At 70.1% G+C, this 11,679-nt stretch carries 10 protein-coding genes; 5 read left to right on the top strand and 5 right to left on the bottom strand.

Translation table 11 applies throughout. From position 1 onward, the window contains the following. On the top strand, positions 1–2,889 hold the full coding sequence (gene polA, locus VFW66_13965) for a DNA polymerase I (protein HEX5387804.1): 2,889 nt from the start codon (positions 1–3) through the stop codon (positions 2,887–2,889). Here the strand turns inward: polA and VFW66_13970 are convergent. Continuing rightward, positions 2,802–5,078, bottom strand: a complete 2,277-nt coding sequence (locus VFW66_13970; protein HEX5387805.1) for an MMPL family transporter — start codon at positions 5,076–5,078, stop codon at positions 2,802–2,804. The two genes, polA and VFW66_13970, sit on opposite strands and share 88 nt — an antisense overlap. A gap of 182 nt (positions 5,079–5,260) precedes the next feature. Between VFW66_13970 and VFW66_13975 the strand changes: the two genes are divergently transcribed. From VFW66_13975 to VFW66_13985, 3 genes are read left to right on the top strand one after another with little or no spacing between them, the layout of a single operon-like run. Next, entirely contained in the window at positions 5,261–6,154 is an 894-nt protein-coding gene (locus VFW66_13975) for a matrixin family metalloprotease (protein HEX5387806.1), read from the top strand. A 3-nt stretch (positions 6,155–6,157) separates the two neighbouring features. Further along, complete coding sequence (locus VFW66_13980) at positions 6,158–7,387, top strand: serine hydrolase domain-containing protein (GenBank protein ID HEX5387807.1); 1,230 nt, start codon at positions 6,158–6,160, stop codon at positions 7,385–7,387. A gap of 34 nt (positions 7,388–7,421) precedes the next feature. After that, entirely contained in the window at positions 7,422–7,721 is a 300-nt protein-coding gene (locus VFW66_13985; GenBank protein ID HEX5387808.1) for an iron-sulfur cluster assembly protein, read from the top strand. Positions 7,722–7,739: 18 nt separating this feature from the next. On the opposite strand, the gene VFW66_13990 is transcribed toward VFW66_13985, so the two are convergent. After that, positions 7,740–8,879 (bottom strand): ribonuclease D, encoded by a 1,140-nt coding sequence (locus VFW66_13990; protein HEX5387809.1) that lies wholly within the window; start codon positions 8,877–8,879, stop codon positions 7,740–7,742. Next, positions 8,872–9,039, bottom strand: a complete 168-nt coding sequence (locus VFW66_13995) for a hypothetical protein (GenBank protein HEX5387810.1) — start codon at positions 9,037–9,039, stop codon at positions 8,872–8,874. The genes VFW66_13990 and VFW66_13995 overlap by 8 nt, the downstream gene beginning before the upstream one ends. Positions 9,040–9,104: 65 nt before the next feature. Between VFW66_13995 and VFW66_14000 the strand changes: the two genes are divergently transcribed. Then, the gene (locus tag VFW66_14000; GenBank protein HEX5387811.1) at positions 9,105–10,331 is read left to right on the top strand and encodes an alpha/beta fold hydrolase; all 1,227 of its coding nucleotides are present in this window, start codon (positions 9,105–9,107) and stop codon (positions 10,329–10,331) included. 154 nt (positions 10,332–10,485) lie between these two features. On the opposite strand, the gene fdxA is transcribed toward VFW66_14000, so the two are convergent. Next, positions 10,486–10,749 carry a ferredoxin gene (gene fdxA, locus VFW66_14005; GenBank protein ID HEX5387812.1) on the bottom strand — a complete coding sequence of 88 codons (264 nt, stop codon included), beginning with the start codon at positions 10,747–10,749 and terminating at the stop codon, positions 10,486–10,488. A 138-nt stretch (positions 10,750–10,887) separates the two neighbouring features. Further along, positions 10,888–11,679 (bottom strand): hypothetical protein (locus VFW66_14010; GenBank protein HEX5387813.1); only part of this gene is annotated, 792 nt, incomplete at its 5' end.

Here is an 11,679-nt window from a genome sequence, read left to right on the forward strand (position 1 = left end):
ATGGCGAACCACGCACCACCCCGGCTCTTCCTTGTCGACGGCTACGCCCTCCTGTACCGCGCCTTCTTTGCGATGATCTCCCGCCCCCTGCGCACCGCGCGGGGAGAGAACACCTCGGCTGCGTGGGGCGTAGTCAATTTCCTGTTGCGGCTCCGCGAGAAATACCGCCCCGACTATCTGGTCTGGGTCAATGACGCCGGCACCTCGTTCCGCGAGGAGCGCTACCCGGAGTACAAATCCACCCGCGAAAAACTCGACCAGGAGTTGCAGGCCGACTTCGACCGGGCCGTCGAGCGCACCGGTCAGCTCCTCGGCGCCTTTCGCGTTCCGGTGGTCGCCGTGCCGGGCTACGAGGCCGACGACGTGATCGGCACGCTGGCCACCCGCGCGGCGGGCGAGGGGCTCCACGCGGTGATCGTCTCGGGCGACAAGGACTTCTACCAGCTCATCGGCCCCGGAGTGGCGCTGCTCAACCCGGGCCGCGGCGGCCCTGCAGCGGTGGACGAAGTGTGGGTCGACGAGTCGAACGCCTCCGAGCGCCTGGGCGTGCCGCCCGCGCAGGTGGCTGACTTTCTGGCGCTCGTGGGCGATGCCTCGGACAACGTGCCCGGCGTCAAGGGCATCGGCGAGAAGGGCGCGCAGAAGCTTCTGGCCGATTTCGGCGACCTCGAGGCCGTGCTCACCCGCGCCGCCGAGGTGTCCGCGAAGCGCGCGCGCGAGGCGCTCCTCGCGCAGGGCGACGCGGCGCGCCTCTCCCGCGAGCTCGTGACCATCCACCGCGACGTGCCGGTGCCGCTGGATTTGGCCGAGTTCGCCATGCGCGACCCGGATCGAGAGCGCTTGATACAGGTGTTGAGTGAGTTGGAGTTCTACTCGTTGGTGAGAAGGTTGAGTGAGATAGGTGCTAAGGAAGGCGGTAGGGACAGTAAGGAGATCGCCTCTGCCGAAGCGGCGCTCGAGACGCCGGACCTCGCATCCCCCGACGCCCTTACCACCTCTACGGTCCCTACCGCCCTTACCGCCTCTGACTGGCTTTCGCTGAGCGCCAGTGCGCCGGCGGCGGAGGTTGTCGACGACCCGGATGCGCTGCCCGCGCTGATCGAGCGGCTGCGCACGGCGCCCCTCGTGGCGCTCGACACCGAGACGAGCTCACTCGAGCCGCACGACGCGGAACTCATCGGGCTCTCGCTCGCCGCGAGTCCGACCGAGGTCTGGTATCTCCCGTTCGGCCACCGGCCCCCTGCGGGCGAGCTCGCGGCGCCGGCGCCGGTCACCAATCTTCCGCCGCTCGACAGCTTCGCGTGCGCCTGCGTGGCGGCACTTCTCCGCGACCCGGCGGTGGCGAAGGCGGGGCACAACATCAAGTACGACTGGCAGGTGCTCCGGCGGGCGGGGATCGAGCTCGCGGGTGTGGCCTACGACTCGATGCTCGCGAGCTTCGTGATCGATCCGGGGCGCCGCTCGCACGCCATCGACACGCTCGCGCTCGAGCACCTCGGGCGCGGGATGGAGACGTACACCGATCTTACGGGCAAGGGCAAGGCGCAGATCCCGTTCGCCGAGGTGCCGGTGGCGCGCGCGGCCGCGTACTGCGGTAACGACAGCGCGACGGTGCTGGCGCTGCATGAGTTCTTCGCGCCGAACCTCGACGAAGCGCCGCTTCACCACGTCTTCGCGATGCTGGAGATGCCGCTCGTGCCCGTGCTGGTCGACATGGAGTGGGACGGGATCGCGATTGATCGCGCGCTCTTCGCCCGGCTCTCGGCCGAGCTAGGGGAGGATCTCGCGCGGCTCGAGGCGGAGATCGCGCGGGTCGCGGGTACGGCGCTCAATCTGAATTCGCCGCGGCAGCTTGCGGCAGTGCTGTTCGAGACGCTCGAGCTCCCGGTGCTCAAGCGGACCAAGACCGGCCCCTCGACCGATGCCGACGTGCTGGAGCAGCTCGCGGCCATGGGGCACGAGCTGCCGCGGCTCATTCTCGACTACCGCGAGCTGCAGAAGCTGAAGTCCACCTACGTGGACGCCCTGCCCGAGCGGGTGAACGCGCACACCGGCCGGATCCATACCAGCTTCAACCAGACCGGCGCCGCCACCGGACGGCTCTCATCCTCGGAGCCGAACCTGCAGAACATCCCGGTGCGCACCCCCCGGGGCGAGGCCATCCGCCGCGGCTTCGTGCCGGCGCCGGGCTGCGTCTTTCTCGTGGCCGACTACTCGCAGATCGAGCTGCGCCTCATGGCGCACCTCTCGGGCGATCCGGCGTTCATTGACGCGTTCATGCAGGGCGGGGACATCCACCGACAGACCGCGGCACTCATCTTCGGCGTGCCGGTTGCCGAGGTCACGCCCGAGATGCGGGCGCGCGCCAAGACGATCAACTTTGCCACGATCTACGGTCAGGGCGCCTTCGCCCTCTCGCGCCAGCTCGGGATCTCGCAGGACGACGCCAAGCAGTTCATCACCCAGTACTTTGCCCGCTTCGCGGGGGTGCGCGCCTTCCTCAACCGTCAGATCGAACTGGCCCGCGTGCAGGGCTACGTCGAGACCCTCTTCGGGCGCCGGCGCTACGTGCCCGAAATCCGGGACTCGAACTACAACCAGCGCGCGTATGGCGAGCGCAACGCGCAGAACTCTCCGCTCCAGGGCTCGGCGGCCGACCTCATCAAGCTCGCGATGATTCGCATCCACCGCGCGCTGGGCGAGCGCGGCCTTGCGAGCCGGATGCTGCTCCAGGTGCACGACGAGCTGGTCTTCGAGGTACCGACGGACGAAGTAGAGGCGATGCGCGAGCTGGTGCGGAGCTACATGGAGACGGTGGTGGAGCTGCGGGTGCCGCTGGTCGTCGATATCGGCGTGGGGCCCGACTGGCTCGACGCAAAACGGGAGTAGCTTGCGCCGGGCCACCAATTCCACCGTCCGGCGAGGTGCATGAACGCCGGCACCAGCACCATGCGGATGATGGTGGCGTCGAGCAGCACCGCTACCGCGAGCCCGAAGCCCAGGAACTGCATCACCAGCACCCGCGCGAAGGCGAACACCCCGAACACGAGAATCATGATGAGCGCCGCCGACGTGATCACCGACGCGGTGGCGCTCAGGCCCTCCATGGTCGCCTCATCGTTCCGCCCGGTGCGGTCGAACGCCTCTTTGATCCGGCTCAGCAGGAACACCTCGTAGTCCATGCTGAGCCCGAAGACGATCGCGAACACCAGCACAGGCACCACCACGAAGATCGCGGAGGTCGGTCCGTCGAGTCCGAAGAGCTGGCTGCCGATGCCGTGCTGGAAGACGAGGACGATGAGCCCGAACGTGGCGCTCACCGAGAGGGTGTTCATGATGATCGCCTTCACCGGCACCAGCACCGAACGGAACGCCACGGCCAGCATGATGCCCGTGGCGCCCAGGATAAGCGCTACGAGAAGCGGGAAACGGCGCAGCAGATCGTGCTGGAAGTCGAGGCTCGACGCCACGTAGCCGCCGACGAGCACGTGAAAGCGGCGCGTGCCCTTGAGCTTGGCGTTCGCGAGCGCGCGTGCGTGCTCCACCACGTCCATTGCCGTCGTGAGGCTCGTCGTGTCGGCCAGGATCACATCCATCAGCGTGGCGCGGTGGTCGGTGCTCAGGTACGCGTCGAGGACGTCCGGGATGTCCTTCCGCGCCTGCGCGAGGTCGCTGTAGAGCAGGGAATAGCCGAGCAGCGAGGTGCCGGGCCGGATGTCCACCAGGCTGCGCACTGTCCGGACTCTCGGATCGGCGCGGAGCGAGTCGGACAGCGTCCGAAGACCGCGGAGCGTCGCGGTCTCGAGCGCGGTGCGGCCCTCGGGGACCTCGATCACGAGCCGGATGGGCTGCACCACGCCGGCGGCGCCCATCGCAGTGAGCGCCTCGATCCCTCGGCCTGCTTCGGTTTCGTCCGGCCACCAGTGTCGGGCCGGCAGGCCGATCCGGATCCAGAACACCGGCAGCGTAAGCACCGCGATCGCGAGGCCGCCGAGAGTGATGGCACGCCACGGGTGCCGATGCAGCGTGCGCGCCCAGCTTTCCCAGATCTGCGGCGCGTGGTACCACGCGAGCCGTCGCGCGAGCCAGCGCGGCCAATCGATGTTGCGGCCGAAAATCGCGAGCAGGGCGGGGAGGAGCGTAATCGAGAGGAGGACAGCCGCGGCGACGACCACGAGGCCGCCGAGCCCGACGCTCCGGGTCTCGACCAGCGGCGTGAAGAGCAGCGCCGCGAATCCCACCATGACCGTGAGCCCCGACGTGACCACCGACACGCCGGCCGTCCGCACGGTGTACATCGCCGCCACCAGCCGGCGCCGCCCGCGGCCCAGCTCCTCGCGGAAGCGAGTGACGATGAGCAGCGAGTAATCGATGCCCACCCCGAGGCCGATCATCGTCGTCATGTTGAGGACGAAGACCGACATTGGCGTGACGTAGGTGAGCAGACCGATGATCGTGAGCGAGACGGTGATCGCGAGAAACCCGATCACGACCGGCAGCGCCGCCGCGAGCAGCGCGCCGAAGGCGAGCACCAGTATCCCCATCGTAAGCGGCAGCAGCCGTGCCTCGCCCCGCCGGCTGTCCTGTGCCGTCACGGTGCGCACGTCGAGGTCGAGCGGCGCGCGGCCGGTGACCGTCGCCGTGTATCCCGCGCCACCCGCCGCGGCCGCGAGCGCGCCCCGGACCGCCGCCCGCACCGGGGCGACCAGGGCTGCGGCGCTGTCGCCCCGCGTCGCGCGGACCGCGACCACGAGGAAGGTGCCCCGCCGGTCGCGACTCAGAAACGTCGTATCGCCGGTTGACGCATAGGAGATGACTCCGCGCACGTACGGCAGCGCGGCAAGGCGCCCGGACAGCGTGTCGAGCACCAGCCGCCCGTCCGGGGTCCCGAACCCGGGCGATCCGGTCAGCGCGACGGCGTAATATTCGCTGAGCGGGCTCTGGAATCGGTCGTTGAGGTACTGCTCGGCCCGGGAGGCCTCGCTGGGCTGGCTGCTCCCGCCGCGAACGTTCAGCAACCGCTCGGTACGGGGGGCGCGGATGGTGGCGATGATGCCGAGAATCAGCCAGACTGCCACCACCGCCCAGCGCCGGCGAACGAGTCCGCGGGCGAAGAGCTCCGTCAGGTGCAGGTGATGCCTCCGGGAGTGTCGAGCTGCCAGCCGTTGGCGGCGGGTGGCGAAATGTTAGGTGCCTGGGCGCCCCCACGCCAGCCGCGCTGGCGACGCCGTGCTACGCCCGCGCATATTGCGATGGTCCCATGATTCGTTACCTGCTGCCCGGCGTTACGGCCGCCCTTCTGGTGTTGATCGTGGTCGACCGGGTGCGGCACGAGCCGGCCACCGTGCGGAGCGTGCAACCTGCGGCGCTCGGAGCGGAAGCCGCGTCCGGCACACCTCCCCGAGAGGCCCGGCACGCCGCATCCCGCCGGGTGTACCGCGTTCCGCGTCCGGCCGCATTGCCCGCGCCGGCGGTCGCGCCGCCGGCCGCCTCACCGGACGCCGCCGCGTCGCCCGTGGTGCCGCCGGAGGCGTCCGGCGGGTCCAGGGGGGCCACGCCGACGATCGACCGGCTGGCCCGCCTCGCCGTGCGCCGGGAGCTCGGGGCCGAGGCGGGGCGCACCTATCTCGACTCGTTGCTGCTCGTGACCGATTCTGTCGTGCGGCGGTGGCCCGAGCGCGGGACCCCCCTCACCGTGGCGCTGGTGGAGCGGGGCGCGGCGGGCGACTCCACGCGCGTCGCCGAGTTGGTGCGGCAGGCGCTCGATCGCTGGACGGACGCGAACGTGGGTGTGCGCTTCACCGACGTCACCGATACGGCGAATGCTGACATTGTAGTCCATTGGATCGAGCGGTTCGACTTCGACCGCGCCGGCCAGACCGACCTCACCTGGGATCACGCGGGCCGCGTGCGGCGCGCGTCCATTCTCCTTGCACTCAAGACGAGCGACGGCACGCCGCTCAATGACGTCGCCCTGCTCGCGGTGGCGGTGCACGAAACCGGGCACGCCATCGGACTGCCCCACTCGGCCGATCCGAACGACGTCATGTATCCGTCCACCCGTACGGCCACCCTTTCGGCGCGCGACGTCCGCACCGCGTCCGTGCTGTATCGGCTGCCGCTGGGCACGGTGCGCGACGCGCCGGATCGCTGAGACTTGCGCCTCCCCCGCAGCGCTCTGCCGCTCGGCCTTGCGGCGTCGCTCCTCGTTCCGTCGATAGCCCACGCCCAGCAGCTTCGGGAGGTGGATGCCGCCGTGCGCCGGGGTATCAGCAAGGGACTGTATCCCGGCGCCGTCGTAGTGATCGGTCGCCGCGATACGGTGCTTTACGCCCGCGGCTACGGGCACGTCACCTGGAGCGCAAAGTCGCGCGTGCCCGATCCGGATTCGACGCTCTGGGACCTTGCGTCGCTCACCAAGGTGGTGGCCACCACCGGCGCGGTGATGCGCCTGGTGGACGCGGGGCTCATCGATCTCGATGCGCCCGTCGTCCGCTACCTGCCGCGGTTCGCCGAGTCAGCGGCCGCCTACAGCGCGGCGGCCGGCACGACGCCGGACAGCGCGGCCACTCGCGAGACGCCGGATGCCATGGCGGTCCTCGACCGCCGGCGTGTCACCGTGCGCATGCTGCTCGATCACACGAGCGGGCTCCCGGCCTACGTCCCGTTCTATCGCCGTGCGCACACGGCGGCCGGGGCCATCGATCTCCTCTACGCCGAGCCGCTGGTCCGTGCGCCGGGCGATTCCGCCGAGTACAGCGATCTCAACGCCATGGTGCTGGGCCTCCTCATCGAGAAAGTGAGCGGTCGCCCGCTCGACCGCGCTGCCGCCGAGGAGGTTTTCCGGCCGCTGCGTCTCGACCGCACGATGTTCCGGCCACCTGCAGCGCTCCGCTCGTGGGTCGCGCCGAGCGCGATGTACCACGGCCGGCCCGTCCGCGAGGCGAACGATCAGAACGCCGTGCGCTTGGGCGGTGTCGCGGGGCACGCCGGGCTCTTCTCCACCGGCCGCGATCTTGCGCGCTACGCGCAGGTCTGGCTCAGGGAAGGCGTCGGACCGGACGGCCCCTGGGTAACGGCCGAGACGATTCGGCAATTTCTCACACCCGCTCCGCACAGCGGTACCCGGCTCCTCGGGTGGGACACCCGCGACCCGACGACGACGGCGGCCGATCCCAGCGTGTTCGGCAACCTCATCGGCGCGGGCGCGTACGGGCACACAGGCTGGACCGGCACCGAGTTGTGGATTGATCCGGCGCGCGATCTCTTCCTCGTCCTTCTCACCAACCGGAGCTTCGACCCGCGCACGCGCCGCTCGATCGAAAAGCTCAAGCTGGTCCGCGCGGAGGTTTCCGATGCCGTGCTGCGGCTGGCACCGGCCGACTAGGTTATGATACGGGCAGGATGAGAGGAGCGACCGTATGCTGACCGCCGACACCGTGCGCAAGGCGATCCGGGCCGTGAAGGATCCCGAGCTGAACCTCAACATCATCGATCTGGGCCTCGTGTACGGCATCGACGTGAGCGAGGAGGGCGACGTGCAGGTGCGGATGACGCTCACCTCGCCTGGCTGCCCGGCCGGTGCCGAAATCATCGAGGGCGTGCGTGAGGTAGTGGGCGATCTCGAGGGCGCGCGCGGTGTCGATGTGGAGCTGGTCTGGGAGCCTTACTGGACCCCCGAACGTATGGACCCGCGCGTGAGGGCCTTTCTCGGACACTGACCAGCTGCGGCGCAGCGTCTACCCGGCAATCGCCGCGAGCAATGCCGCGCCGAGTACCTCGGCCTGCCAACGTGGGATGCCGGGGGTCCCGCCCAACTCCTCGAGGGTCGTCGGCGCCGCGCGGGCGATGGCCTCCAGCGTTGCATTGGGGCAGAGCACGCCCGGCGCCAGATCGAGGCGCCGGGCTTCTTCGTTGCGCGCCGCCTTGAGCCGCTCCACCCGGGCCTCATACGCCGGATCGGGCACGCGGCGGGGGCCGCGCTCCACGCGGGGAAGCTCCGATTCCGGCAGCGCCAGCGCGCGCTGCACCGCCGCCAACACCTCCCGCCCACGGCGCTCCACCAGCTCGGGCCCCACCCCCCTGATCGCGCGGAGCGCGCCGAGTTCGGCCGGCTGGACCCTGGCGATCTCGAGCAACGGCTCGTTGTTGAGGATCCGGAACGCGGCGCGGTCGCTGCGCTGCGCGGTCTCGTCGCGCCAGCGGTACACCTCGCGCAACACCGCGAGCGCCCGGCCGCGCAACAACCTGGCCCCTTTTGGCTTGAGGTAGGCGGCCTCCCCGTCGTCCGCCGCCGTCCACCGCACCTCCTCCAGGTGGGCGAACTCTTCTTCCGCCCAGGCGAGCCGCCCGCGCTCGCTGAGGCGCTCGCGCAGGATGTCGCGCAGCGCGGGGAGATACCGGGTGTCGTCGGCCGCGTAGCGCAGCATGTCGGGCGAGAGCGGCCGCACCGACCAGTCGGCCCGCTGAAACCGCTTGTCCAGCTGCACGCCGAGGTGGCGCTCGAGCAGCGCCGCGAGGCCGATGCCCGGCTCGTTCAGGAGTTGCGCGGCGATGCGGGTGTCGAAGAGACGCGTCGCGCTAAACCCGTACTGCAGGTTGAGCAGGCGGAGATCGTAATCCGCATCATGAAACACCCGCTCGCCCATCGCAGCCGTGAGCAGCCGGCCGAGTGCGCCGAGATCGCCCACCGCGAGCGGATCCACGATCGCGGTACGCGTGCGCGACGAGAGCTGGATCAGGTAGACGCGATCGTGGTAGCGATGAAAGCTGGCGGCCTCGGTGTCGAGCGCAATGAGCGGTTCGGCGGCGAAATCGGCGGCGAGCTGGTCGAACGCGGCCTGCGTCCGGACCAGTTCGACGGGCGCGCCGTTACTCACGCTTGGCGACCTCTTCCAGCCCGGCGGCGATCTCGTCGAGCGCCTTGGCCAGCACCTTGAAGAATTCGGCGTCGGGTGCCGGCGCGGTGCCGAGCGCCGCGTCCATCTGGAGCTTCCGGGCGACGCGGGCGGCGTGTCGGATGTAATCGGTGCTAGGCATGCGGCGCTCGGGTTGACGTCGTTGCAAGATAGGCGCGAGTTCCCGGCGCGCGCTATCTTGGGCGCATGAGCCAGCACGAAGTTGACCTCGCCGTCTATCCCGACGAGTGCGACCCGTACGGCCACCTGAACCAGGCGTCCTTTCTGGCGCTCTTCGAGCGCGCGCGCTGGGCGATGCTCGCGCGCGGACCCGGCATCGACCTCTTCAATCGCCACGGCGCCTGGCCGGCCATGCGGCGGGCGGTGGTAGACTATCAGGCGCCCGCCTTCCCCGGCGACGTGCTGCGCTTCCGGCAGACGCTCATTCATCACGGGCGCACCAGCTTCACCATGCGGCAGACCGCCACGCGCACGCGCGATGACCGACCGGTCGCCGCGGCGGAATTCGTGTTCGTATGCATCGATCGGAGCGGGCGACCGGTGCCGGTACCGGCGGAATTGGCGGAGTTCATGCGCGCGCCGGCCGCGCCGTCGGCCACGCCCCAGCCGGAGAGCGGTTTGCGCAACGTCATGGTGAACGGCGTCCGGCTCGCAGTCGATGTGCGCGGCGCGGGGCCCGCCCTGCTCCTGGTGCACGGCTACCCGCTCGATCACACCATCTGGAGCCCGCAGTTGGACGCGCTCGGCGCCTGGCAGCGTGTGGCACCCGACCTCCGCGGCATGGGCCGGTCGGACGCGCCCGACCTGGGCTACAGCATGGCCACCTACGCCGACGACCTCGTGGCGCTACTCGAAGCGTTGGGCATCGAGCGCGCCGTGGTCTGCGGGCACTCGATGGGCGGCTACATCGTGTTCGAGTTCCTGCGGCGATGGCGCCATCGCGCAGCCGGCGTGATCCTGGTCGGCACGAAGCCCGGGCCCGATGGCACGGAGGCGCGCCGCGCGCGCGACGCAGCGGCGGCCGAAGCTCGCGAGCACGGCGCCGGTGCCATTGCCGACGCCATGCTGCCGCGGATGCTCGCGCCGGAGACGACCGCGTCGAATCCGGCACTGGCGCGCCAGGTCAGAGATCTCATGGCCGCAACACCGGTTTCCGGCATTGTCGGCGCCCTTGGCGCCATGCGCGACCGCGCCGACAGCACCTCGCTCCTCCCGAGGCTTGGCGGCGTGCCGGTGCTGGTGCTCGTGGGTGCGGAGGATCCGTTCTCGCCGCCCGCAGGCGCGGGCGCAATGGCCGCCGCCATTCCCGGTGCGCGCTTCGTCGTAATCGCGGATGCCGGACACCTGCCATCGCTCGAGCAGCCCGCGGTGATGACCGCTGCCATGCGCGACTTTCTCGCGGGAATCGGATGAAACCGTTCGCCTGGCTCGGGCGTTCTGGCAAAAGCGGGCCGGCCCGGTGCTCACTGGGCCTCCGCCGCAGCAAGCGCCCCCCAAAACGCACAGCCCGCGAAGCCGTTGAGGTTTCGCGGGCTGCTTCTCATCCAGGTGCCGGCGGACCCGGCGGCTAGCGCTTGGGCCGCCCCGGAGGCGTGTCGCCGTTGAAGATTTCGCGATTCTTCTCGATGTAGGCGGTCATGTTGGGCGGCACGTCTTCCTCGGGAAAGATGGCCGTGACCGGGCATTCCGGTTCGCAGGCACCACAATCGATGCACTCGTCGGGATGAATGTAGAGCTGGTCCTCGCCCTCGTAGATGCAATCTACCGGGCAGACGTCGACACACGCCCGGTCCTTCACGCCGATGCAGGTCTCCGTGATCACGTACGTCATGCGTCTGCTCCGGTCATGCGGCTGCTCCTCTCGGGGCCCCTGGATGCGCTTCGCGCAGAAGCGATAGGGGCACACTGGTCCCCTGCGCGTACTTATACGAAGCGTCCGCGGGGTCCGCAAGGGGTCTTGTTCGCACGCTCACGCCGCGAGAAACCAGGCCGCGATGCGTTTCGCCGCCGGCCGCCAGCGGGAGAGCGCAGCGAGCGTCGGCAGCGTGACCTGCCGCGCCGCGCGCGACCAGAGGGCACGCGCGAGCGCGTCGTGCGCCCGCTTCACCCGGAGCCAGCTCTCCGTCTTGGGCGAGGGATGGCCCGGCTCCAGCACTCGACGTGCGGTCTCCTCGCCGGTGACGAGCGCCGCGTAGATCCCCTCTGCGGTGAGCGCCGACGGCACGCCCGCCGCGTCGCCCACGAGGTGCACACCGCCGGGGAAATCGAAGCCGACGCACTGAACTTCGATCGTCGCGCCCTCGAACGGCACTCCGTCCAGCGCAATGCCCAACGCACGCGCGCGCGCCTCGAGATAGCGCCGCACCGCGCTCGGCCGCACCAAATGTTTCGGAGCTCCGGCGCCGATGGAGGTGTAGTCGGTGTGGGGAAAGATCCAGAAATAGCCGCTGCCGAGCGCGGCCGAATCGCACGCAATACTGAGCGGCTCGAGCCGAAGCCCGGGCACGTTGAACTCCGCGGCGAAATACGCCCGCGGTGCCGGCAGGCCCAGCGCGCGGCGGACCGCCGAGTCGGCGCCGTCGGCACCGATGAGTCGGCGATAGCGGATGCTGCGTCCGCCCACGCTCACGGTGCGGCCTTTGAGGTCGAGCTGCGTCGCCGCCGCACCGGTGCGGAGGTCGGCGCCGGCGGCGCGCGCCCGCTCGGCCTGCAACCGGCCGAGCACGGGGCGCGCGACGGTGCGCACCACGGCCGCTCCCCC

The sequence above is a fragment of the Gemmatimonadales bacterium genome (assembly GCA_036279355.1).
GTDB lineage: Bacteria > Gemmatimonadota > Gemmatimonadetes > Gemmatimonadales > GWC2-71-9 > DASQPE01.

What these genes read in the sequence shown, in the direction of transcription:
- polA (HEX5387804.1), top strand. Translation starts at nt 1, where the DNA reads ATGGCGAACCACGCACCACCCCGGCTCTTCCTTGTCGACGGCTACGCC.
- VFW66_13975 (HEX5387806.1), top strand. Translation starts at nt 5,261, where the DNA reads ATGATTCGTTACCTGCTGCCCGGCGTTACGGCCGCCCTTCTGGTGTTG.
- VFW66_13985 (HEX5387808.1), top strand. Translation starts at nt 7,422, where the DNA reads ATGCTGACCGCCGACACCGTGCGCAAGGCGATCCGGGCCGTGAAGGAT.
- VFW66_13995 (HEX5387810.1), bottom strand. Translation starts at nt 9,039, where the DNA reads ATGCCTAGCACCGATTACATCCGACACGCCGCCCGCGTCGCCCGGAAG.
- VFW66_14000 (HEX5387811.1), top strand. Translation starts at nt 9,105, where the DNA reads ATGAGCCAGCACGAAGTTGACCTCGCCGTCTATCCCGACGAGTGCGAC.
- fdxA (HEX5387812.1), bottom strand. Translation starts at nt 10,749, where the DNA reads ATGACGTACGTGATCACGGAGACCTGCATCGGCGTGAAGGACCGGGCG.